We start from the raw sequence: 22,281 nt of genomic DNA on the forward strand, positions 1-22,281 counted from the left end.
TAATCGGGGTCGCGCTCGCGCTCGACCTGCGCCTCGACGACCGCGTCGCCCGCCACGGCGGCGAAATGGTCGAGCGACCAGCGCGCCAGCGCGGGCCAATGCTCGATCAACCCGGTCAGCTTCGCGGGACGTCCCGCCTGATAATAGTGGCGATAGAAAAATTCGGGGTCGGGCGCCGCGAGCGTGTCGAGCGCGAAGCCGCCCGCACCCTCGCGCGCCAGCCGGTCCTGGTTTGCAAAGAACCAGCGCTGCTTCGCCATCGCCGCTGCCTGCCGCCGCAGCATTGCAGCCATCGGGTCCTTGCCCAGTCGGTCGATCTCGTACTTCGCCGACGCTGCCGACACTCCCGCGCCGACGAGCCGCGCCTGCAACGCGGCATCATCGTCGCCGGCAGCAAGGCCTTCGGCGATCAACGCGCGTTTGTCGGTCTGGGCCATGCAGATTCTCCTCGGGTCCGCCCAAGGCTATGCCGATGACAGGTCGATGACAATCAGTCGCCGGGCGGGCCCTTATACCCCGGCCCATATACCGCCGCGCGGAAATCGCGGTGGAGGGTGCCGTCATAGGGCAGGGTCTGGACGAAGAAGACCGCGGTGAGCCTGTTCGCCGGATCGACCCAGAAGAGCGTCGACGCCATACCATCCCAGAAAAATTCACCCGTCGCGCCGCGGCTTTCCTCGGCGGTGAGCGGCTGGCCCTTGCGCACCGCAAAGTCGAAACCGAAACCGACATGGCCCTTGCTCGGCAACCAGGCGCGCTGCTCGATCGCCGGATCGAGCTGGTCGCTCGCCATCAGCTTTACCGTCGAGGGTTTCAGGAGGCGAACGCCGTCGAGCGAGCCGCCGTTCAGCAGCATGCGCGCGAAACGCTGGTAATCGTCGAGCGTCGAGGCGAGGCCGAAGCCGCCGGGGGTCAGCTTGTGATCCTGGAAATTCAGCATGCGCGCGGTCGCGGCATCCTGCTGCACCATCTTGCCGTCCTGCTTCACATACATGGCGGCGAAGCGCGCCAGCCGCGTGTCGGGCTGGCGCCACGCGGTCTCGGTCATCTTGAGCGGTTCGAAGATATGCGTGCGGACATAGTCGGCGAAGTTCTGGCCCGACAATTTCTCGACCAGCGCCGCCTGGACATCGACCGCGATGCTATATTCCCACTGGCTGCCCGGCTGGTAGAGCAAAGGCACGGTCGCGAGGCGGCGGCTCGCTTCGGCAAGGTCGATGTCGAGCGCGAGCGGCGCGGCGGCGACATAGGCGTCGTGCGCCGGGGTCGGTCCCGCGCCATAAGCAAAGCCCGCGGTGTGGCGCAGGATGTCGCGCACCGTGATCGGACGCTCGGCGGCGACATAGCGCGGCTGCCCGGCCGCATCCTTGCCCGCATAGACGCGCATGTCGGCATATTCGGACAGATATCCGGCCAGCGGATCGTCGAGGCGGAATTTGCCCGCCTCCCAAAGCTGCATCAGCGCGACCCCGGTCACCGGCTTGGTCATCGAATAGATTTGCGCGATCGTGTCGCGCGCCATCGGGCGGTTCGCGGCGCGATCGGCGAGCCCCGCGCGGCCGAAATAGACCTCCTTGCCGTCCTGCCACACCAAAGCCGATACGCCGCCCGCGCGGTCGCTGGCGATCATCTGCTGCAGCGCGGCGTCGATCCGCGCCTTGTCGATCTTCACGGTTTCGGTCTGCACCGCCTGCGCGAAGGCCGGCGGCGCAAGGGCGGCGGGGGTCGCCGCCAGCAAAGAAAGGGCGATCAGCGAAGCGCGCATGGTCCGTCTCCCGTCGGCCGCCTGTCGCGGCTCTTGCGTGAAGAGAGCGTAGCGCCGAGCCCGCGTCAATGCGGCGCGGCGCTGAATAGCATTGCAGCCTAGGGCGTCGTCGCCGTCTCTTCGGCGGCCGCGTCGCTCAGCGCGCCGTTCTGGATCAGCCATTGCGGATGCGCGGCCTGCGCGCTCGCCATCACCCGGTCGATCGCGGCGGCGACCTGTTCGCCCTCGGCCTCGCGGTCGCGCTGGACGACGACGCGGCGCGCCTGCGCGTCGATCAGCACCCGTTCGCGCGGCACCAGCCCGCCGACGGTCAGCGCGGCAAGGATCGCCCCGCTGTCGGCATCGCGCGTCTCGAGCGTCGCGATCCGGCTGCTCAGCTGCTCTTCGACCTGCGCGGCGGCGTTGCTCTGCTTGCGCAGCTGCGCGAGGTTGATGCTGACGTCGCGGTCGAGCCGCGCGCGCATCCGTGCCGCGAGCGTGTCGTTCAGCCCCGACGCGAACCGGTCGACGAGCACGACGCCGTCGACCGTGATCGCGTCGCCCTCCATGCGGACGGTCAGGCTGTCGACGCGGTCGCCGCGCGCCAGCAGCCGGTCGAGTTCGGACTGCACCGCCGTCCGCGCCCGGATTTCGCGGACGATATTGTTGAAGGAGATGGCGAGCGGGATCGACAATATGCCCAGCGTCACCACGATCCCGACCACCTGCATCACCGTATGCTGCGGCGTCAGCGACGGCCCGAACCGGTTGAGCCGCGCCACGATCGTCACCGAAAAGGCGATCGCCAGCGTATTGGTCAGGAACAGCAAGCCGCCACCCATCGCGAAATCGGGGCGCCCGGTGACGATGCCGAAGGCGACGGTCGACAGCGGCGGCAACAGCGCGGTGGCGATCGCCACCCCGACCATCACCCCCGACAATTTGCGCATGATCGCATAGACGCCCGCGATGCCGCCGACGACCGCGACGCCGAGGTCGATCAGCGTCGGCTGGGTGCGGGCGCGGATCTCGGGGGTGACGTCCTGAATCGGCGACAGCCAGATGATCAGCGCCGCGACGATGATCGCGACGAGGGTGCCCGCGGCCAGCGTGACCAGCGAACGCTTGATCAGGTTGCTCTCGATCGTCGCGAGCCCGAAGCCGATGCCCATGATCGGCCCGAGCAGCGGCGACACGAGCATCGCGCCGATCACCACCGGCGCCGAGCTTTGCAACAGGCCCAATGTCGCGATGGCGGTCGCCATGACGACGAGCAGGAGGAATTTGGTGTCGAGCCGCGCGTCGCGCGCGACGCTCGCCAGAATCAACGAGCGGTCGAGGGCATCGCCCTCGACCGCTGCATTGTCGTCGTTCCGCGTCGCCCGGCGGCCGCCCGCATTGAAGGGGGCATCGCCGATACCGGGCACGCCGGGATGGTCGCCGGTCACGATCAGATCTTGCCGGTCAGCTCCGGAACGGCGCTGAACAGATCGGCGACGAGGCCGAAATCGGCGACCTGGAAGATCGGTGCGTCCTCGTCCTTGTTGATCGCGACGATCGTCTTCGAATCCTTCATGCCGGCGAGATGCTGGATCGCGCCCGAGATGCCGATCGCGAAATAGACCTGCGGCGCGACGATCTTGCCGGTCTGGCCGACCTGATAGTCGTTGGGAACATAACCCGCATCGACCGCAGCGCGCGAAGCACCGAGCGCGGCGCCGAGCTTGTCGGCGAGCGGCACGATGACTTCCTCATACTTCTCGCTCGAACCCAGCGCACGGCCGCCCGACACGATGATCTTGGCCGAGGTGAGTTCGGGACGATCCTGCTTGGCGATTTCGGCGCCGACGAAGCTCGAGATGCCGGCGTCGCTGCCGCCGCCGACGGCTTCGATGCTGCCCGAACCGCCCGAGGTCGCGGCCTTGTCGAACGCGGTGCCGCGCACGGTCAGGACCAGCTTGGCGTCCGACGATTCGACGGTCGCGATCGCGTTGCCCGCATAGATCGGACGCGTGAAGCTCTTCTCGCCTTCGACCGACAGGATTTCCGAAATCTGCATGACATCGAGCAGCGCAGCGACGCGCGGCGCGATATTCTTGCCGGTGGTCGTCGCGGGCGCGAGGAACGCGTCGTGGCTGCCCATCAGGTCGGCAATCAGCGGCGCGATATTTTCGGGCAGGTTGTGACCGAAGGCGGCACTGTCGGCGACATGCACCTTGCCGACGCCGGCGATGGCGGCCGCTTCCTTGGCGACGCCATCGACGCCGGCACCTGCGACGAGCAGATGGACTTCGCCGAGCTTCGACGCGGCGGTGACCACAGCGAGCGTGGCGTCCTTGACGGCGCTGCCGTCATGTTCGACCCAAACCAGAGTTTTCATGAGTGCACTCCCATCGCCTTCAGCTTGGCAACCAGTTCATCGACGTCGGCGACCTTGATGCCGGCCGAGCGGGCGGCGGGTTCGCTGACCTTGACCACCTTCACGCGCGGCGCGGTGTCGACGCCGTAGTCGGCGGGGGTCTTGGTATCGAGCGGCTTCGACTTCGCCTTCATGATGTTCGGCAGCGAGGCGTAGCGCGGTTCGTTGAGGCGAAGGTCGGTGGTGACGATCGCGGGAAGCTTCAGCTTCACCGTCTCGAGACCGCCGTCGACTTCGCGGGTGACGTTGACGCTGTCGCCGTCGACAGCGACCGCGCTGGCGAAGGTGCCCTGCGCCCAGCCGGTCAGCGCAGCGAGCATCTGGCCGGTCTGGTTGTTGTCGTCGTCGATCGCCTGCTTGCCGAGGATCACCAGACCCGGCGCTTCGGCGTCGGCGATGGCTTTCAGGATTTTGGCGATCGCGAGCGGCTCGACGGCGTCATCGGTCTGCACCAGGATCGCGCGGTCGGCGCCCATGGCGAGCGCGGTGCGCAGCGTTTCCTGCGCCTTTGCCGGGCCGACGCTGACGGCGACGATCTCGGTCGCGACGCCCTTTTCCTTGAGGCGGATCGCTTCTTCGACGCCGATCTCGTCGAACGGGTTCATCGACATCTTGACGTTGGCCAGGTCGACGCCGGTGCCGTCGGACTTGACCCGCGGCTTGACGTTGTAATCGAGCACCCGCTTCACGGGGACGAGGATCTTCATAGCTTTTCAGCTCCTCTCAAAAATTGTGCACTGCGCCATAATTGGCGTTTACGTAAACGTCAACTAGCAGTCCCCAAACCCCTTCTCCCTTGAGGGGAGAAGGATAGGGAGCCTTATCGCCGCAGGCGATTAGGCGGACTTGGATGAGGGTGGGCGGCGCTTGCGCCGCGCGAGCCTGCGGCTCGCAACCCCTCACCCAGCTTCGACTAGGCGGCGAGCCGCCAAGTCTCCGCATCCCTCTCCCGCAAGGGGAGAGGGGAAACCTATCACGCGACCGCGCGAACCTCGGCAACGATCTTCTGTGCCGCGTCGCCCAGATCGTTGGCCGCAACGATCGGCAGGCCCGAATTGGCGAGGATGTCCTTGCCTTCCTGGACATTGGTGCCTTCGAGGCGGACGACCAGCGGGACCGAGAGGTTCACTTCCTTCGCCGCCGCGACGATGCCGTCGGCGATGATGTCGCACTTCATGATGCCGCCGAAGATGTTGACGAGGATGCCCTTCACGGCGGGGTCCTTGAGGATGATCTTGAACGCCGCGGTGACCTTTTCCTTCGAAGCGCCGCCGCCGACGTCGAGGAAGTTGGCCGGGAATTCGCCGTTGAGCTTGATGATGTCCATCGTCGACATCGCGAGGCCCGCACCGTTCACCATGCAGCCGATGTTGCCGTCGAGCTTGATGTAGGCGAGGTCATATTCCGACGCCTCGACCTCGGCCGGGTCTTCTTCGGTCAGGTCGCGCAGCTCGGCGAGGTCCTTGTGGCGGAACATCGCATTGCCGTCGAACGCCACCTTGGCGTCGAGCACGAGCAGTTCGTCGCCATTCGCGCCTTCGCACACGGCGAGCGGGTTGATTTCGATCTGTTCGGCATCGGTGCCAAGGAACGCGGCATAAAGGCCGCCAAGGACCTTGGCCGCCTGCTTGGCGAGGTCGCCTTCGAGTCCGAGCGCCGCGGCGACGCTGCGGCCATGGTGCGGCTGGATGCCGGTCGCGGGATCGATGGTGATCGTGTGGATCTTTTCCGGCGTGTCGTGCGCGACGGTTTCAATGTCCATGCCGCCTTCGGTCGAGGCGACGACCGCGATGCGGCTGGTGGCGCGGTCGACGAGCAAAGCGAGGTAGAATTCCTGCTTAATGTCGGCGCCGTCGGTGATGTAGAGGCGGTTGACCTGCTTGCCGGCTTCGCCGGTCTGGATCGTCACCAGCGTGTTGCCGAGCATGTCTTTCGCATGGGCTTCGACTTCCTCGATCGTCTTGGCGAGGCGGACGCCACCCTTCGCGTCGGGGCCGAGTTCCTTGAACTTGCCCTTGCCGCGGCCACCGGCGTGAATCTGCGACTTCACCACATAGAGCGGCCCGGGGAGCTGTTTCGCGGCGGCGACGGCGTCCTCGACGGTCATCGCGGCAATGCCCTTGGGCACGGCGACGCCAAATTTCGCGAGCAGTTCTTTCGCCTGATATTCGTGGATGTTCATGAGGTCTGCCGGGCCTTTCGACTCTTGAGCGGGAGAGAATGGCCGCCGCCTAAGCACAAGTCAGGCGCCAAGGCTACCCCTAGCTCCGCCTAGGCGACCGACAGAATTTCTTCCCTACTGGAAAGCGCACACCGCCGCCGAGCTGGTCGTGACCGACAGGATCTCGGGGTCCTTGAGCGCGCGGACCTTGTGCAGGAACTGGTTGAGTGTCAGGTCGCTCGCATTCTTGTCCTTGAGGCTGGCGAGCGAGCCGATGCGGCGCAGCTGGAGCAGCGACAGCCGGTCGACCATGCGTTCGGCCATGCACCCCGCGACGCGCTGCGACAGGCCGGCATCGATCAACCCGGTACGCAGCCGCGTTTCGGGAGTCGCGCAGCCCGCGAGCGTCAGCGCCCCGAGAACCGAGATCAGCGCCAGTCTTTTCAACATTCTACCTTCCATGAAACTCCGCGACCGCCCGCGACACCGACTGCATCGTCGCCATCCGCGCCGGGACCGGTGAACTCGCCTCGGCCATCATCACAACGATGGCATAGCGCGTGCCGTCGGGCGCGGTCGCGATGCCGATGTCGTTGTAGCCGATCGTCATGCCCCTGTAATCCTGCCCCGTGCCGGTCTTGTGCAGGAAAGTCCAGCCCGCCGGCAAGCCCGCTTTGAGCCGCTGCGGCCCGCTCTTGGTCCGGCTCATCACGCCGAGTAGATATTGCGTCGATTCGGGCGACAGCAGGGTCCCGCGCGCAAGGCGACTGAGCGCTTTCGCGATCGCCGCGGGGCTCGCGCCGTCGGGCGGGTCGGCACGATAGGCATCCATCGCCACCTTGCGCGTCGCGTCGGGCAGCGCCGCGCGCGCGGCCTGGAAATTGCGCCCGATCGAATAGCTCTGCTGCCATTTGAGCCCCGCCGCCCCGCTCTGCAGCAACCGCTCGCCGGGGCCGAAGCGGATCGCACCCAGATCCTTCTTGTCGATGAAACGCCGCACCGCATCGGGACCGCCGACGGTGCGCAGCAGGCTGTCGTTCGCGGTATTGTCGCTCTGGGTGATCGCGGTCTCGATCAGCTCGCGCACCGACATCGTCACCGACCCCTGCGACTGGACGCGCGCGGCGATCGGCTGGTGGAACAGCGTCAGATCCTCGGGCCCGATACGCACCTTCTGGTCCATCGTCAGCCGGCCGTTGTCGACCGCATCGAGCACCGCGAGCGTCACCCACAGTTTCGACACGCTCTGCTGCGGGAAGAGTTCGTTGCCGCGCTGCGCCAGCGCCCATTCGCCGTCGATGCGCTGCACCGCAATGCCGGTCTTGCCCGGAAAGGCGCGCCAGATTTCGAACAGGCGGTTATCGAGCCCGGCGGGCGCGCGGCGAAAGCCGGGGTCGGCGGGGATTTGCGGCGACGGGGTCGCGCTGCGGATCGGCGGCCCGATCGGCACGGTGACCGCACCTCCGGGGGCCTTGGGCGGCGGAGCCGCGCGCGGGGTCGGCACCACCGCGGCGCTGCTGACGCATCCTGCAAGCACCATCGCACCCATCGCGACCGCGAATGCCCGCTTGCCCGTAACAGAAAATTTCATTCCAACCCCGAAACGGCTGCGACCGTCATCCTGACCCCCGGCCCGCTTGGCCGGTTTCACCCGTCCCGCACGGGGTGCGCGGGGACCAGCGGTTTGCGACGAATGATTCCATGCGCACGATAAGGCGCACAAGCTGTCGCGGGGATGAAGGCGGGGATCAGGGCGCGGGGGTCGCGCGCACGAGATTGGGGTAGAGCCGCTTGAGCGCCGCGACCTTCGGCGCGTCCCAGCGGACGATATAGCCGTTGGTCGGATTCCGCTTCATGAAATCCTGATGATAGGCTTCGGCACGATAGAAGGTCTTGTAGCTTTCGATCGGCACGACGATCGGATTCTTGTAATATTTGCCCTTGGCGATCTGCGCCAGATAGGCGGTCGCGACGCGGCGCTGATTGGCATCCATCGGAACGATCGCGGCGCGATACTGGCTGCCGACATCGGGGCCCTGGCGATTCCTGAGCGTCGGGTCGGCGCCGACCGAGAACAGGATACGCAGCAAGGTGCCATAGCTGACCTTGGTCGGGTCATAGACGATGCGCACCGCCTCGGCATGGCCCGACTTGCCGTCGTGGGTCCGCTCATATTTGGCGGTCGCGGCGCTGCCGCCATGATAGCCCGATTCGACCGAGATCACGCCCTTCACATTCTGGAAGACGCCCTCGATGCCCCAGAAGCAGCCGCCGGCAAGCACCGCGGTCGCGCGCTTTGCATTAACTGCGGGATCGACCGCGGCGGCGGGCAGCTTGACCGCCGGCTCGGCCTGCGCAGGCCAGACATGGGTGAAAATCGCCACCCCGGCGAGCGCCACGATGACGTGGCGCGCAAAGGTCATCCGGGTCGGCGTCACATGCCCATCGCGAGCGCCGGCTGCTGCGTCATCACGAAGAAGGCGCCGATCGCGAAGCCGGCGAGCATGGTGGGAAACCAGTCGGAGCGGATCATGGAGAGCATCTTTGGGTCCTGTCATATCTCTGTGTTCGTGGCCGAAGCCGGATCAGTTACACCGAACGATATGACGCGCCCCGAGCCGTCGTGCAGTGACGGCGATCACCTATAGGCATCAGCCCTTACTTTCCGGTGAACCGGCCTGTTGTGCGGCATTCATGAAGCCCTGCGATATCGGCCCGCTCCCCCGCCCAGTCGCCCTCGGGACAAAATGTCGGGCGGCTGGGCGGGGGAGCGGGCCGGCACCGCCTTCGCCGTCAGGCGAAGATAAAGCCCGGCTCAGCTCAGCGCGGCGCAGGCCTGCTGGATGCGCACGCATGCTTCCTTGAGCACCGCTTCCGACGTCGCATAGGAGACGCGGAACGCCGGCGACAGGCCGAACGCCCCGCCGTGCACCGCCGCGACGCGGGCCGAATCGAGGAAATAGTCGATCAGCGCCTCGTCGCTGTCGATCAGCTTGCCGTCGGGGGTCTTCTTGCCGATGCAGCCCGACGCGTCGGGATAGACATAGAAGGCACCATCGGGGACGGGGCAGATCAGGCCGGGGGCGTCGTTGAGCATCGCGACGACCATGTCGCGGCGCTTCTTGAACGCGGCGTTGCGGTCGTCGAGGAACTGCTGCGGGCCGCCCAGTGCGGCGGCGGCGGCGGCCTGCGCGATCGAACAGGGGTTCGAGGTCGACTGCGACTGCAGCTTTCCCATCGCCTTGATGATCCACGCCGGACCGGCAGCATAGCCGATGCGCCAGCCGGTCATCGCATAGGCCTTCGAACAGCCGTTCACGGTCAGGATGCGATCGGCGAGGTCGGGGCAGCGCTGCGCGAAGGTGGTGAAGGCGAAATCGGCGTACCAGACATGCTCGTACATATCGTCGGTCATCACCATCACATGCGGATGACGGCGGATCACCGCGCCCAGCGCGTCGAGCTCCTCGCCCGAATAGGCGGCGCCCGACGGGTTCGACGGCGAGTTGAACATCACCCAGCGCGTCTTCGCGGTGATCGCCTTGTCGAGCTGTTCGGGGGTGATCTTGTAATTTTGCGCGGCGCTGCCCTCGACGATCACCGGGGTGCCGCCGCAGAAAGCGACGATGTCGGGATAGCTGACCCAATAGGGCGCGGGAATGATGACCTCGTCGCCCGGGTCGACCGTCGCGACCAGCGCGTTGAACAGGGTGTGCTTGCCGCCGACATTGACCGAAATCTGGTCGAGGCCGAATTCGAGGCCGTTGTCGCGGCGGAACTTGCCGCGGATCGCTTCCTTGAGCGCGACCGTCCCGTCGACGAGCGTATATTTGGTCTGGCCATTGCGGATCGCCTCGATCGCCGCTTCCTTGACGAAATCGGGGGTGTCGAAATCGGGCTCGCCCGCCGACAGGCCGATGACGTCGACGCCGTCCGCTTTCAGCTTGGTCACGCGCGCGGTCATCGCGAGCGTTGCCGAGGGCTGGATGCGGTTGAGGGCGGCGGAGACATGGGGCTTCGGCGACATGGTTCGGCTTTCCGTGGCTTGCGCGGACAGGGCAGGAATTGGCAGGAAATTGCGCGGGGCCGCGCGTAAAGCCTATGCCCGCAATGCGCAAGGCGATGCCGGGATAATTTACCTATGCAGGGCTAAAGTCGCCCGCCAGCCGCGCCGGGATCAGTCCGCGCAGCGAATTCCCGATGAAAAATCCGTCGGCGAGGTCGGCGACGCGCAGATGCGACTCGACGGCACGCCCCTTTTCGATCAGTTCGGCGCGCAGCACCCCGGGGAGCAGCCCGAGCGACAGCGGCGGCGTGAGGAGCACCCCTTCGCGCTCGACGAAGACATTGCTCCAGCTGCCCTCGGTGACGAAGCCCGGTTCATCGACGAAGATCACCTCGACCGCGCCGGCTTCGCCGCGCGCCTCGTCATAGGCGGCGCGCAGGCTGGTCTTGTGCGCCAGGCGGAAATCGTCGGCGGCCATCGGCGCCGGGCGCACCGCAACCGGCACCGGCAGTTCGGCGAGGCGCGGCAGCGGCGACACTTCGATCGCGAGCGCGCCCGACGGCGCCAGCCGCATGCGCACCCGCGCCGCGCTGCGCAGGCGGAAGGTCGCCGATTGCAGGACATTGCGCGCGCCATGGCGGTCGAAGGTGAAACCGAGCGCCGCCGCGCTCGCCTTCATCCGCGCCAGATGCCCCTCGAGCCGCTGGACCCCGTCGATGGGGTCGAAATGCATCGTTTCGATCAAATCGAAACTCTCGCGCGCTGCGCCCACAAATTCCCCCTTGGCCAGACATTCATACCATTCCTCAGACGGTAAGCTGTCGGCAACGATTCCCGATCCCAGTCCCAGCGTGGCGCGAATCGGTTGATCCTGCAAGCCGGTTAGCGGCGGAAAGATCAGCGTGCGAATCGCGACATTGAACGCCGCATCGCCGCCCGGCTCGATGAAGCCGATCGATCCGGTGTAGAGCCCGCGCGGGCTGTCCTCGAGTTCGTCGATGATCTCCATCGCGCGGACCTTGGGCGCGCCGGTGATCGACCCGCACGGAAAGGCGGCGCGCAGCACATCGACCGCGCCCTTGCCCGCCGGCAGCGTCGCGGTGACGTCGGACACCAGCTGGTGGATCGTCGGGAAAGTCTCGACGCGAAACAGGTCGGGGACCGCAACCGATCCCGGCAGCGCGACGCGCGACAGGTCGTTGCGGATCAGGTCGACGATCATCAGGTTTTCGGCGCGCTGCTTGGGGTCGGTCGCGAGCGTGCGCGCGGCGCGGGCGTCGGCATCGGCATCGGCGAGCCGCGCCGCCGTCCCCTTCATCGGCCGCGCGATCGCCTCGCGCCCGCGCAGGGCAAAGAAGAGTTCGGGCGACAAGGAGGCAATCGCCTGCTCGCCGGTCCAGATGAAGCCGCCATAGCCCGCCCGCGCCGTCCGCCGCAGCCGCGCATAGACCGCGAGCGGATTGCCGAGCAGCGGCACTGCCGCGCGGAAGGTCAGGTTCGCCTGATAGATATCGCCGGCACGGATAAACTCGAGCACCGCGGCGACCGCGGCCTCATAATCGGCGCGCGCGATCCCCGGCTCGACCGCGCCGATCCAGCTCGACGCCGGATCGGGGAGCATCGCGGGCACCGCATCGGCGTCGATCCGCTCGGCGCGCTCGAACAGCGCAAACCAGCCGAGCGGCGCGTCGCCGTCGCCCGAAGGCGCGGTGCCGCGCCACGCCGGCGCCAGCCCCTTGCCGCCCTCATAGGCGAGATAGCCCGCCGCGTGCAGCCCGCGCGCCGCCGCGCGCTCGATCGCGTCGAGCAGGTCCGGGATCGCCGCGGCGCTGTCGGCGCGCAACATCTCGACAGGGTCGCGGTACAGCCTCGCCGCCACCGCTCCCTCGGCCCGTGCGTCGTCGAGCAGCACGAAGGGCGCGCATCCCGGACCGGGGAGCGGCAAGGCGATTGCTTCAGTCATCCTTGTACGGACCGGTCGCCCCCGCCGTCCGCCGCGATCAGCGGTCGCGCTTCATGCGGATGGTGCGGCCGCCGTCGACCGTGGCGAAATAGCTGCCCATCGTCGCAGTCTTGATCTTGACCTTCTGCCCCGGCTTGGGCTGGCGCGGCAGGCGGGTGGTGTCGATCTGCACCCACACCGCGTCATCCTCCATCACCAGCATATATTTGCCCGAACGGTCCATGCTGACCGAGCGGATCGTCGTTTCGATTTCCTTGATCTCGTCCTCGTCGCCGCCGAAAATCCCGCCGAGCTTGGGGAAGGAGAAGCCGAACAGCCCGCGCCGCGTCTTCTTCGCGGTCTCCTTGTCGGTGAAAACGATTTCCTTCGCCTGGTCGGCGGCCTTGAGTTCGCCGACCTCGCGGTCGAAACAGGCGAGGCGCGCGGCGGCGTCGCCGATGTCGCGGCACGCATAAAGTTCCTGGATCTGCGCGGGAAGCGGCGGCGGCGCCTTGTCCTTGGCGGCGGCGGGAACCCCGGCGACGACGGCAAAAACGGCGAGCGGCGCGACCAACCGGAAAGACGGATGCGGCATCGGAACCCCCTGGACCATGGCTTGTGGATTATCTCTGCCCTGCCTAGCCGCGCCGCCGCCGGGCCGCAACCCGGCCCGGTTGCGGCGGCCGTTTACTTACCCTAGTGTCAGGAAGCTTTCCCCGAGCAAAAGGATCTGACATAACAATGGACAGCGGCTTTTCCTGGTCGACCAACTACAACCACCCCACCCTATGGGACCAGGATTTCCCGCCACTGTCGCTCCCCGCCATGCTCACCGCCAGCGTCGCGAAGCGCGGCGATGCGCCGATGCTCGACTTCATGGGCCGCCGCTTCGGCTATGAAGAAGTCGCGCGCGGCGTCGCGCGCGTCGCGCGGGGCCTGCAGGACCGCGGCCTCGGCAAGGGCACGCGCGTCGGCCTCTTCCTCCCGAACGTTCCCCATTATGTCGCGGCCTATTATGGTGCGCTCGCCGCCGGGGCGACGGTGGTCAATTTCTCGCCGCTCTATACGCCCGCCGAGCTCGAGGCGCAGGTCGAGGATTCGGGCACCGACATCCTCTTCACGATGAGCGCGACCGCGCTGCTCCCGACCGCGCTCAAGGTCCTCGACGGATCGAGCCTCAAGCATCTGATTGTCGGATCGGTCGCGGGCGGCCTGCCCGGCGCCAAGTCGCTGCTCTATCGCATGCTCCGCCGCAAGGAGGTCGCGGCGCTGCCCGACGATCCGCGCGTCACGCGCTTCTCCGCGCTCGTCGCCAACGACGGCGATTATGAGCCCGTCGCGATCGATCCCGAAAACGACATCGCGCTGATCCAATATACCGGCGGCACCACCGGCACGCCGAAGGGCGCAATGCTGACGCACCAGAATCTCACCGCGAATGCGCGGCAGGTGAACAGCATCGACCCCGACCATGACGCCGACGACCGCATCCTCGGCGTCCTCCCCTTCTTCCACGTCTTTGCCAACACCTGCGTGCTCAACCGCACCATCCTCAATGGCGGCATGATCGCGATGCTGCCGCGCTTCGACGCGAAGCAGGCGCTCGCGACGCTCGGCCGGACAAGGGCGACCGCGCTCCCCGGTGTGCCGACGATGTACCAGGCGCTGCTCGACCATCCCGATCTCGGCAAGACCGACTTCTCTTCGCTGCGCGTCTGCATCTCGGGCGGCGCGCCGATGCCGTCAGAGCTGCGCGAAAAATTCGTCGCGGCGACCGGCGCCGCGCTCGTCGAAGGCTATGGCCTCACCGAAAGTTCGGGGGTGGTGTCGACCAACCCCTATGCCGGTCCGGTCAAGGCGGGCACGATCGGCCAGCCGCTGCCCGCGACGCACCTCCGCCTCGTCGACAAGGAAGACCCGATGAAGGACGCCCCTGCGGGCGAGCCCGGCGAGCTGGTGGTAAAGGGACCGCAGATCATGCGCGGTTACTGGAACCGCCCCGAGGCGGACAGGGACAGCTTCACCGACGACGGATGGCTGCGCACCGGCGACGTCGCGGTGATCGATGCCGATGGCTATGTCCGTATCGTCGACCGGCTGAAGGACATGATCGCGGTCGGCGGCTTCAAGGTCTATCCGAGCGTGATCGAGGCGCATCTCTACGAACATCCCGCGGTCAAGGAGGCGATCGTGCTCGGCGTCCCCGACGCCTATCGCGGCGAGGTGCCCAAGGCCTTCGTGACGCTTGAGGACGGGTTCGACGCCTCGGGCGAAGCGCTCGCCGCCTGGCTCAACCCGCAGCTCGGCAAGCATGAACGCGTCAGCGCGGTCGAGGTGCGGCTGAACCTGCCCAAGACGATGATCGGCAAGCTCGACAGGAAAGCGCTGCGGGCGGAAGAAGGCGCCTGATTTCTCCCCTCACCGTCACCCCCGCCTTCGCGGGGGTGACGACAGAAGAGCGTTCAGATTTTTCTGCCGATGTGACATTGTAACCTTTGTCATGATATGCCATATCCAGCTCAAGCAATTGCCCAACGGAGAATCGGGTGACCCACGTCGCCAGCCATAGCCATGCCACGACGCGCCTCGGCGCGCTGGTGCGGGCTGCGCGCGATTCGAAGCCGCTGACGTCGCTTTCGGGCGACCAGCTGGCGATGGGCCTGTCGGGCCTCTGCCTCGTCCACTGCCTCGCGACGACGGTCTTCGTCGCCTCGCTCGCCTCGGTCGGCGGGGTGTTTCTCGACAATCACCTGTTCCACGAGGTCGGGCTGGTCATCGCGATCGGCTTCGCGCTCGTGACGCTGGTCTCGGGCGTGCTCAGCCACGGCTATATCATGCCCTTCGCGGTCGGCAGCTTCGGGCTCGGCATGATGGGCGGCGCGCTGGCGCGGCCGCACGACGGCAGCGAAGTGCTGGCGACGATGATCGGCGTCGCGATCGTCGCGCTCGGCCACGACCTCAACCGCCGCGCGCGGCACTAGGACCAGGCCCCGGGGCGCGACGCCACAACCGAGCGGTCCGCCGCTTGCGGCCTCCCTGCAAAGAGCTTACATTGTCCCCGACAGGGGCAATTTGGCGCGGGCCACACCGGCCGCGCGCATGAGGAACCGCCAATGGGCAAGCATGACCATCCGCACGTCGAGGCCAGCGGCGCCTCGCTCGCCAACGCCGCACAAAGCGCGCTCGAGGCAGCAGGCGAAGCGTGGACCGACATGCGCGCGCAGATTTTCGACGCGGTCGCCAAGATCGGCAAGCCTGCCAGCGCCTATGAAATCGCCGACATCGTGTCGAAGAACCGCGGCAAGCGCGTCGCGCCGAACAGCGTCTATCGCATCCTCGACCTGTTCGTGGCGAACAACCTCGTCCGCCGCGTCGAAAGCGCCAATGCCTTTGTCGCGAACAGCCACCCCGGCTGCCTCCACGACTGCATCTTCCTGATCTGCGACAGCTGCGGCACCGCGGTCCATATCGACAATGACAAGCTTTCCGACGGCGTGCGCGCCGCCGCCGACGCGACCGGCTTCGCCGCCGAACGCCCGGTGATCGAAGTGCGCGGCAAATGCGCCGAGTGCCAGTAAGGCAAATCAGCTAACCCCTTTCCGTTACGGGCGACCGGGTCTAGGGAGACCCGAATCCTGAAACAGGAAGAGGGGACTGCACCCATGAACACCGTGATCATCCGCGAGGACGACCTCGTCGAAACCATCGCCGACGCGCTTCAGTACATCAGCTATTTCCACCCGATGGACTATATCCGCGCGCTCGCCGCGGCGTACGAGCGCGAGGTGTCGCCCGCCGCGAAGGACGCGATGGCGCAGATCCTGTCGAACAGCCGCATGTGCGCCGAGGGGCACCGCCCGATCTGCCAGGACACGGGCATCGTCACCGTCTTCATCAAATGGGGCATGGACTGTCGGCTCGACAGTCCCCGCAGCCTGCAGCAGGTCGTCGACGAGGGCGTGCGCAAGGCCTATCTCCACCCCGAAAACAAGCTGCGCGCCTCGATCCTCGCCGATCCCGCGTTCAGCCGCGTCAACACCAAGGACAACACCCCGTCGGTGCTCAATGTCGAGATGGTCCCCGGCAACAAGGTCGTGATCGACGTCGCCGCGAAGGGCGGCGGCAGCGAGAACAAGTCGAAGTTCAAGATGATGAACCCGTCGGACTCGATCGTCGACTGGGTGCTCGAAATGGTCCCGCAGATGGGTGCCGGCTGGTGCCCGCCGGGCATGCTCGGCATCGGCATCGGCGGCACCGCCGAAAAGGCGATGCTGCTCGCGAAGCAGTCGCTGATGGACCCGATCGACATGACCGAACTGCTCGCGCGCGGACCGTCGAACCCGACCGAGGAACTGCGCATCGAGCTTTATGAAAAGGTCAATGCGCTCGGCATCGGCGCGCAGGGGCTCGGCGGCCTCGCCACCGTGCTCGACGTCAAGATCAATGACTGGCCGACGCACGCCGCGTCGAAGCCCGTCGCGATGATCCCCAATTGCGCCGCGACGCGCCACGCGCATGTTACGCTCGACGGCAGCGGCCCCGCCTATCTCGAAAAGCCGGTGCTGGCGGACTATCCGCAGATCGACTGGAAACCCGACCAGGCCGCGATCCGCGTCGACCTCGACAGCCTGACCCCCGAGGTCGTGGCGAGCTGGAAGCAGGGCGACCGCCTCCTGCTCAACGGCAAGATGCTCACCGGCCGCGATGCTGCGCACAAGCGCATCGCCGACATGCTCGCCAAGGGCGAACAGCTTCCCGTCGAGTTCAAGGGCCGCGTCATCTATTATGTCGGTCCGGTCGATCCGGTCGGCGAGGAAATCGTCGGCCCTGCCGGCCCGACGACCGCGACGCGCATGGACAAGTTCATGGACATGATGCTCGACCAGGGCCTACTCGCCTGCGTCGGCAAGGCCGAACGCGGCCCCGCCGCGACGCAGGCGATCGCCAAGCACAAGAGCGCCTATCTGATGGCGGTCGGCGGCGCGGCGTATCTGGTGGCGCGCGCCATTAAAGGAAGCAAGGTCGTCGGCTTCGCCGATCTCGGCATGGAGGCGATCTACGAGTTCGAGGTGCAGGACTTCCCCGTCACCGTCGCGGTCGACAGCGAAGGCCAGAATGTCCACGTCAACGCCCCCGCGCTGTGGCAGAAGCGGATCAAGGACGAAGGATTGCTGGAGAAGGCATAAGGTCGCGGGCGCGTGAGCCGCTTCCCGATCTGGTTCACCATCGGTATAGGGGTCGCGGCGCTGTTCTTCCTCGCCGTGCCCTTCGGCCCCGGGACCGGCACCGGCGCGCGCGCCTTTTTCTCGATCCTGATGGGCGCGTTCATCACCGGCGGGGCAGCGGTGACCCTGTCATCGGTTCGCGATATCGCCGGGCTGTTCCGCCGCCGCGAGGCAGCACAGCCGATTGCCCCGCGCGGACCGCCGCCCGAACTCTCGCCCGCGCGCAAGACCGCAGTGCGCAAAACCGTCGCGATCATGGCCGAACAGGGCCTCTTCGCGCCCGAGGTCCCCGACCCCGCACTCTTCTTCCCCGGCGTCGCCGAGATGGACGAGAGCGTGAAGCCCGACACCATCCTCGCCGCGCTCGGCGAACTCGACTATCATCACCCCGGCACCGATCCCGCGCGCTTCATGGCCAATCTGGCGATGCTCGATTCCAAGACCGAGCAGGATCCTGCCTATCTGCGCGGCCGCATCGCCGACCTCGAACGGCTCGCGCGCGGCGCGCTGCAAATCTCCGATCTCGTCGTCGACGCCGACTGGCCGCCCGCCGGGCGGATCATGCCGACGCGCATTGCGATGACCGTCAACGGCGCCCCGCTGGCCATCGCCTATGACGGCGACGTCAAATATGCGAGCACCCACATCCAGCACGCGCTGGCGCAGCGCCTCGACGCCGCCGGAGCCAAGCGCCGCTTCGCCTGGCTGTGGACCGACCAGGGCGCGTGGATCAGCGCCTTGCCAGATGGCGCGGTCGAGGCGATGAATGGCGCGATGAAGCTGACCCCGCAAAGCCGCTGCTGCTGGGCGTGGGTCAGCGACGAGGTGCCGATGGCCGCCGGCCAGACGATGCAAGGGGGAGAGATATGATGGCATATAATCTGAAGGCGCTCGTCATGACGGGCCTCGCCGCCGCGATGCTGACGGCCGCGCCCGCCGCACAGGCCGGCGACGCGCTCAGCGACATGCTCGCGGGCAAATCGGCGATGAAGGGCAAGAAGCTCGAAAAGGCGATCCAGAAGGCCGACGAACATCCGCTCGGCAGCGAGGAAAATCCGGTGCGCGCCGCGCAGCCGCAGGGCCAGCGCGCCTATCTCGCCAAGCTGCGCTGCGCCGACGGCAACGCCCCCGAATTCAACCGCTCGGGCAATGTCGGCGTCGGCGTCTTCGACAATATCGTCGATGCCTATGTCGTCACCTGCGCGGGCAGCGAGCCCGCGAGCAGCACGATCTTCATGGACATGTACCACGCCGGCTATGTCGAGACGCGCGCGGTGCCGGGGTTCACGATCGCGGCGCCCTGAGCGCGATGACCGATATCAGCCTCACCCCGATCGGCCATGTCCGCGGCGGCCGCGCCGCGGCGATCGACGATGATTGGGGCGCGAGCCGCGCGAGCATCACCCTCGATCCCGTCGCCTTCACCCCCGATGCGCTCGCAGGCCTCGCCGATTTCAGCCATGCCGAGGTGATCTTCCTCTTCGACCGCGTGCCGCCCGAAAAGATCGAGAGCGGCGCGCGCCATCCGCGGGGTCGGCAGGACTGGCCGCTCGTCGGCATCTTTGCGCAGCGCGGCAAGAACCGCCCCAATCGCCTCGGCCTGACGACCTGCCGCATCGTCGCGGTCGAGGGCCTGTCGGTCGAGGTCGAGGGGCTCGACGCGATCGACGGCACCCCGGTGCTCGACATCAAGCCGGTGATGGCCGAATTCCTGCCGCGCGGGACCGTCCGCCAGCCCGACTGGTCGCGCGAGCTGATGGCGGGCTATTGGGAAAAGGACGGCTAGCCGGGACCGCGCGCCGCCCGCGCGCGCTCGACGACCATCTGGATGTCCATCGCCTCGTCGCCCGCCTCGCGCGGCGCATGACGGGCAAAGGCGTCATAGGCCTCGGCCCAGCGCTCCTCCATGCGCACGACATTATAGGGATGGCTGACGAGGTAGAAGCCGCCCGCCTCCATCTGCGGCACGATCCGCGCCGCGAAATCATCGGCGTCCATCGCCGCCTCGGCGTGGCGCGTCAGGTCGGACCGGACCCAGCCGGGGATGATGACGCCGACCGCGATATTGGCCGCCGCCTCGTTGCGCAGCATGTCCATCAGCCCCAGCACCGCATGCTTGCTCGCGACATAGGCCCCGCCCTTGGCGCGCACCGCGTTGAACAGCGCATTTTCGGACGCGGTGGCATAGATGGCGGCGGGCAGGCCGTCGGCCTCGAAGCGCCGACCGAAGCTGCGGATGCAGTTCCACACCCCCCAGAAATTGACCTCGAACAGCGCGCGCGCCTCTTGCGCGTCGCAGTCGATCACCGACTGGCGCGGCCCGCCGATCCCGGCATTGGCGACGATCGCATCGGCGCGGCCATGCTGGCCCCAGGCGAAATCGGCGAGCGCCTCGACCGACGCCGCATCGGTCACGTCGCCGACGAAGGCGCGGGCATCGATGCCGAGCTGCGCCAGCGCGGCCACCGCATCGGCCAGCTTCGCCTCGCGCGGTTCGCACAGCACCAGCTTCGCACCCGCGACGCCGAGCCGCTTCGCCAGCGCGAAACCGATCCCCGTCGCGCCGCCGGTGATCACGACGCATTTGCCCGCAAAGTCCATGACCCGACCCTCCCTTTGCCGGTCAGGCTAGGCCCGCGCCGCGCCCATCGTCAATCACCGCCTTGCCTTCCGCGCCGGATCGTCCAGACTTGCTTAGGGTACAAACCACATAGGGGACGCAACATGGATTTCCGCGATTTTGACCGCCTCGGCCGCCGCGACCTGATTCGCGGCACCGCGATGCTCGGCGCCGGCGCCATGCTGATGCGCCCGCTGCCCTCGTTCGCCGCGACCGGGCCGATGGCCGACATCCGCAAGGCCGCCGAGGCGGGCAAGGACGCGTCGATCAAGCGGCTGCGCGACTGGATCGCCCTGCCCTCGATCGCCGCCGAGAACCGCAACATGACCGAGGGTGCGGCCTATATGGCCGACCTGGCGCGCGACGCGGGCTTCACCAATGTCGAGATCGTGCCGACCGACGGCCACCCCGGCGTGTTCGGCACGATCGACGTCGGCGCCAAGCGCACGCTCGGCATCTATTTCATGTACGACGTCAAGCAGTTCGACCCCGCCGAATGGTCGTCGCCGCCGCTCGAGGGCAAATTCGTCGAGAAGGAAGGCCTCGGCACCGCGATCGTCGGCCGCGGCGCGACCAACCAGAAGGGGCCGGAATCGGCCTTCCTCGCCGCGCTCCACGCGATCCGCGCCGCCAAGGCGACGCTGCCCGTCAACATCGTGCTGATCTGCGAGGGTGAGGAGGAAATCGGCTCGCCGCATTTCCGCCAGGTCGCGACCAAGCCCAATGTCCTCGCCGCATTGAAGAAATGCGACGGCATCTTCATCCCCTTCCCCTCGCAGGACAAGACCGGCGCGGTCGACGTCAACCTGGGATCGAAGGGGATCATCGAACTCGAACTCGTCGCAAGCGGCGAAAAATGGGGCCGGGGGCCGAAGGGCGACGTGCATAGCAGCCTGAAAGCCATGATCGATTCGCCCGCCTGGCGGCTGGTGCAGGCGCTCCAGACGCTCGTCACCCCCGACGGCAACACCCCGGCGATCGAGGGCTGGTTCGAAAATGTCCGCCCGCTCACCGAGCGCGAAAAGACGCTGATCCGCGAAGCCGCGAAGACCGCCGACGAGGCCGCCGACAAAAAGGCGCTGGGGGTCAATGTCTGGATCGACAACCTCAAATATGACGATGCGCTGATCCGCCTCGCGCAGGAACCGACGGTCAATATCGAGGGGCTCGTCGCGGGCTATACCGGCCCCGGCGGCAAGACCGTGCTGCCCGGCCGCGCCGTCGCCAAGCTCGACCTGCGCCTCGTCCCCAACCAGACGCGCGCCGAGGCCGAAAAGAAGCTCCGCGCCCACCTCGACAAACATGGCTTCACCGATGTCGAGATGAACGTGTCGGGCGGTTACGACCCGACCGAGGTCGCCGAGGACAGCCGGCTGATCCGCACCGAACTCGCGACCTATAAAAAGCTCGGCATCGCGACGAACATCAACGCACGGCTCGCGGGCAGCTGGCCCGGCGCGACCTTCACCGCGCCGCCGGTATCGATCCCCGCGGGCCATTTCGGTACCGGCCATGGCGGCGGCGCGCATGCGCCGAACGAATATTATCTGATCGAATCGACCAACCCCAAGGTCGCGGGGCTCGTCGACGCCACCATGGGCTTCGCCGAATTCCTCTACACCCTCGCTGCGATCAAATAGGCGCCGCGATAAAATGAGCGATCTCAACGGCGTCGCGCACGTCATCCTGACCGCGGGCGACTTCGCCCGCTCGACGGCTTTCTGGCGCGACGTCATCACCTATCTCGAATTGAAGATCGTGCTCGACAGCGACGCGATGCTCTATGGCGTCGGCGGCCGCACCGCGATCGGCATCCGCACCGGCAGCCCCGAAAATGCCGGCAAGCGTTTCGACCAGGGCGCGCCGGGGCTCCACCACGCCTGCTTCCGCCTGCGCGACCGCGCCGCGGTCGACCGCATCCACGCCTTCCTCAAGGACCGCACCGACATCGTCTTCGTCCATGGCCCGCAGGAAGAACCCTGGGCGCCGGGCTATTATTCGATCCTGTTCGAAGACCCCGACGGCATCCGCATCGAGTTCAACCATGTTCCCGGCACCGGCCTGCTCGCAGAGGGGCAGGAAATCGGTGGGGCGGAGGTGTTCGACTAGTTCATCCGGTCACCCTCACCCTTCCCACCGGCTTCGCCGGCGGGTCCCTTCCCTC

Annotated in this window: 22 protein-coding genes; 9 read left to right on the forward strand and 13 right to left on the reverse strand. The window is 67.0% G+C overall.

The features are described 5' to 3' along the window. From B1A78_RS11685 to B1A78_RS11740, 12 genes are all read right to left on the reverse strand, one after another. On the reverse strand, positions 1–437 hold a 437-nt coding region (locus tag B1A78_RS11685), incomplete at its 3' end, for a cupin-like domain-containing protein (protein ID WP_218667970.1). Between the two features lie 53 nt (positions 438–490). Then, positions 491–1,765, reverse strand: coding sequence for a serine hydrolase (locus B1A78_RS11690; RefSeq protein ID WP_077147139.1), 1,275 nt, complete (start codon positions 1,763–1,765; stop codon positions 491–493). Between the two features lie 98 nt (positions 1,766–1,863). Beyond that, complete coding sequence (locus B1A78_RS11695) at positions 1,864–3,192, reverse strand: DUF389 domain-containing protein (protein WP_077147140.1); 1,329 nt, start codon at positions 3,190–3,192, stop codon at positions 1,864–1,866. A gap of 2 nt (positions 3,193–3,194) precedes the next feature. Further along, positions 3,195–4,124: an electron transfer flavoprotein subunit alpha/FixB family protein gene (locus tag B1A78_RS11700; protein WP_077147141.1), complete on the reverse strand. Its 930-nt coding sequence runs from the start codon at positions 4,122–4,124 to the stop codon at positions 3,195–3,197. After that, positions 4,121–4,870, reverse strand: a complete 750-nt coding sequence (locus B1A78_RS11705) for an electron transfer flavoprotein subunit beta/FixA family protein (protein ID WP_077147142.1) — start codon at positions 4,868–4,870, stop codon at positions 4,121–4,123. The genes B1A78_RS11700 and B1A78_RS11705 overlap by 4 nt, the downstream gene beginning before the upstream one ends. A 266-nt stretch (positions 4,871–5,136) precedes the next feature. After that, positions 5,137–6,345, reverse strand: a complete 1,209-nt coding sequence (gene sucC, locus B1A78_RS11710; RefSeq protein WP_077147143.1) for an ADP-forming succinate--CoA ligase subunit beta — start codon at positions 6,343–6,345, stop codon at positions 5,137–5,139. A gap of 114 nt (positions 6,346–6,459) precedes the next feature. Continuing rightward, positions 6,460–6,774: a hypothetical protein gene (locus B1A78_RS11715; RefSeq protein ID WP_144037788.1), complete on the reverse strand. Its 315-nt coding sequence runs from the start codon at positions 6,772–6,774 to the stop codon at positions 6,460–6,462. A 1-nt stretch (position 6,775) separates the two neighbouring features. Further along, positions 6,776–7,915 carry a class A beta-lactamase gene (gene bla / locus B1A78_RS11720; protein WP_077147145.1) on the reverse strand — a complete coding sequence of 380 codons (1,140 nt, stop codon included), beginning with the start codon at positions 7,913–7,915 and terminating at the stop codon, positions 6,776–6,778. Between the two features lie 157 nt (positions 7,916–8,072). Next, positions 8,073–8,762 (reverse strand): peptide-methionine (S)-S-oxide reductase MsrA, encoded by a 690-nt coding sequence (gene msrA / locus B1A78_RS11725; protein WP_256837959.1) that lies wholly within the window; start codon positions 8,760–8,762, stop codon positions 8,073–8,075. Between the two features lie 377 nt (positions 8,763–9,139). Next, positions 9,140–10,351 carry a pyridoxal phosphate-dependent aminotransferase gene (locus B1A78_RS11730; protein ID WP_077147146.1) on the reverse strand — a complete coding sequence of 404 codons (1,212 nt, stop codon included), beginning with the start codon at positions 10,349–10,351 and terminating at the stop codon, positions 9,140–9,142. Between the two features lie 112 nt (positions 10,352–10,463). Further along, on the reverse strand, positions 10,464–12,293 hold the full coding sequence (gene pabB, locus B1A78_RS11735; protein ID WP_179102032.1) for an aminodeoxychorismate synthase component I: 1,830 nt from the start codon (positions 12,291–12,293) through the stop codon (positions 10,464–10,466). 37 nt (positions 12,294–12,330) lie between these two features. Next, entirely contained in the window at positions 12,331–12,867 is a 537-nt protein-coding gene (locus B1A78_RS11740) for a hypothetical protein (protein ID WP_077147158.1), read from the reverse strand. Between the two features lie 146 nt (positions 12,868–13,013). Between B1A78_RS11740 and B1A78_RS11745 the strand changes: the two genes are divergently transcribed. The 7 genes from B1A78_RS11745 to B1A78_RS11775 all read left to right on the forward strand — a co-directional run bounded on the left by B1A78_RS11745 (position 13,014) and on the right by B1A78_RS11775 (position 19,283). Then, positions 13,014–14,681 (forward strand): long-chain fatty acid--CoA ligase, encoded by a 1,668-nt coding sequence (locus tag B1A78_RS11745; RefSeq protein WP_077147147.1) that lies wholly within the window; start codon positions 13,014–13,016, stop codon positions 14,679–14,681. 137 nt (positions 14,682–14,818) lie between these two features. Then, the gene (locus B1A78_RS11750) at positions 14,819–15,253 is read left to right on the forward strand and encodes a MerC domain-containing protein (protein WP_179102033.1); all 435 of its coding nucleotides are present in this window, start codon (positions 14,819–14,821) and stop codon (positions 15,251–15,253) included. Positions 15,254–15,385: 132 nt separating this feature from the next. Next, the gene (locus B1A78_RS11755; protein ID WP_077147148.1) at positions 15,386–15,850 is read left to right on the forward strand and encodes a Fur family transcriptional regulator; all 465 of its coding nucleotides are present in this window, start codon (positions 15,386–15,388) and stop codon (positions 15,848–15,850) included. An 84-nt stretch (positions 15,851–15,934) separates the two neighbouring features. Continuing rightward, the gene (locus B1A78_RS11760; RefSeq protein WP_077147149.1) at positions 15,935–17,458 is read left to right on the forward strand and encodes a fumarate hydratase; all 1,524 of its coding nucleotides are present in this window, start codon (positions 15,935–15,937) and stop codon (positions 17,456–17,458) included. A 12-nt stretch (positions 17,459–17,470) separates the two neighbouring features. Beyond that, positions 17,471–18,367, forward strand: a complete 897-nt coding sequence (locus B1A78_RS11765) for a hypothetical protein (protein WP_077147150.1) — start codon at positions 17,471–17,473, stop codon at positions 18,365–18,367. After that, positions 18,364–18,801: a hypothetical protein gene (locus B1A78_RS11770; protein WP_144037789.1), complete on the forward strand. Its 438-nt coding sequence runs from the start codon at positions 18,364–18,366 to the stop codon at positions 18,799–18,801. Before B1A78_RS11765 ends, B1A78_RS11770 begins: the two co-directional genes overlap by 4 nt. A gap of 5 nt (positions 18,802–18,806) precedes the next feature. Then, positions 18,807–19,283: an SAM-dependent methyltransferase gene (locus tag B1A78_RS11775; RefSeq protein ID WP_077147152.1), complete on the forward strand. Its 477-nt coding sequence runs from the start codon at positions 18,807–18,809 to the stop codon at positions 19,281–19,283. Here B1A78_RS11775 and B1A78_RS11780 read toward each other — a convergent pair. Next, on the reverse strand, positions 19,280–20,098 hold the full coding sequence (locus B1A78_RS11780) for an SDR family oxidoreductase (RefSeq protein ID WP_077147153.1): 819 nt from the start codon (positions 20,096–20,098) through the stop codon (positions 19,280–19,282). The two genes, B1A78_RS11775 and B1A78_RS11780, sit on opposite strands and share 4 nt — an antisense overlap. Positions 20,099–20,221: 123 nt before the next feature. On the opposite strand from B1A78_RS11780, the gene B1A78_RS11785 reads away from it, so the two are divergent. Together B1A78_RS11785 and B1A78_RS11790 are read left to right on the forward strand one after the other, a co-directional pair. Further along, a complete protein-coding gene (locus B1A78_RS11785; protein ID WP_077147154.1) occupies positions 20,222–21,757 on the forward strand; it encodes a M20/M25/M40 family metallo-hydrolase in 1,536 nt (511 codons plus the stop codon). Positions 21,758–21,770: 13 nt separating this feature from the next. Then, on the forward strand, positions 21,771–22,226 hold the full coding sequence (locus B1A78_RS11790) for a VOC family protein (RefSeq protein WP_077147155.1): 456 nt from the start codon (positions 21,771–21,773) through the stop codon (positions 22,224–22,226). The last annotated feature ends 55 nt before the right edge of the window (positions 22,227–22,281 follow it).

The sequence above is a fragment of the Sphingopyxis sp. KK2 genome (assembly GCF_001990265.1).
GTDB lineage: Bacteria > Pseudomonadota > Alphaproteobacteria > Sphingomonadales > Sphingomonadaceae > Sphingopyxis.

Coding starts and splice junctions, on each gene's coding strand:
- B1A78_RS11775 (WP_077147152.1), top strand. CDS start 18,807: ATGACCGATATCAGCCTCACCCCGATCGGCCATGTCCGCGGCGGCCGC.
- B1A78_RS11790 (WP_077147155.1), top strand. CDS start 21,771: ATGAGCGATCTCAACGGCGTCGCGCACGTCATCCTGACCGCGGGCGAC.
- B1A78_RS11690 (WP_077147139.1), bottom strand. CDS start 1,765: ATGCGCGCTTCGCTGATCGCCCTTTCTTTGCTGGCGGCGACCCCCGCC.
- B1A78_RS11785 (WP_077147154.1), top strand. CDS start 20,222: ATGGATTTCCGCGATTTTGACCGCCTCGGCCGCCGCGACCTGATTCGC.
- B1A78_RS11730 (WP_077147146.1), bottom strand. CDS start 10,351: ATGTCGCCGAAGCCCCATGTCTCCGCCGCCCTCAACCGCATCCAGCCC.
- B1A78_RS11740 (WP_077147158.1), bottom strand. CDS start 12,867: ATGCCGCATCCGTCTTTCCGGTTGGTCGCGCCGCTCGCCGTTTTTGCC.
- B1A78_RS11760 (WP_077147149.1), top strand. CDS start 15,935: ATGAACACCGTGATCATCCGCGAGGACGACCTCGTCGAAACCATCGCC.
- B1A78_RS11770 (WP_144037789.1), top strand. CDS start 18,364: ATGATGGCATATAATCTGAAGGCGCTCGTCATGACGGGCCTCGCCGCC.
- bla (WP_077147145.1), bottom strand. CDS start 7,915: ATGAAATTTTCTGTTACGGGCAAGCGGGCATTCGCGGTCGCGATGGGT.
- B1A78_RS11755 (WP_077147148.1), top strand. CDS start 15,386: ATGGGCAAGCATGACCATCCGCACGTCGAGGCCAGCGGCGCCTCGCTC.
- B1A78_RS11700 (WP_077147141.1), bottom strand. CDS start 4,124: ATGAAAACTCTGGTTTGGGTCGAACATGACGGCAGCGCCGTCAAGGAC.
- B1A78_RS11715 (WP_144037788.1), bottom strand. CDS start 6,774: ATGTTGAAAAGACTGGCGCTGATCTCGGTTCTCGGGGCGCTGACGCTC.
- B1A78_RS11780 (WP_077147153.1), bottom strand. CDS start 20,098: ATGGACTTTGCGGGCAAATGCGTCGTGATCACCGGCGGCGCGACGGGG.
- sucC (WP_077147143.1), bottom strand. CDS start 6,345: ATGAACATCCACGAATATCAGGCGAAAGAACTGCTCGCGAAATTTGGC.
- B1A78_RS11705 (WP_077147142.1), bottom strand. CDS start 4,870: ATGAAGATCCTCGTCCCCGTGAAGCGGGTGCTCGATTACAACGTCAAG.
- pabB (WP_179102032.1), bottom strand. CDS start 12,293: ATGACTGAAGCAATCGCCTTGCCGCTCCCCGGTCCGGGATGCGCGCCC.
- B1A78_RS11745 (WP_077147147.1), top strand. CDS start 13,014: ATGGACAGCGGCTTTTCCTGGTCGACCAACTACAACCACCCCACCCTA.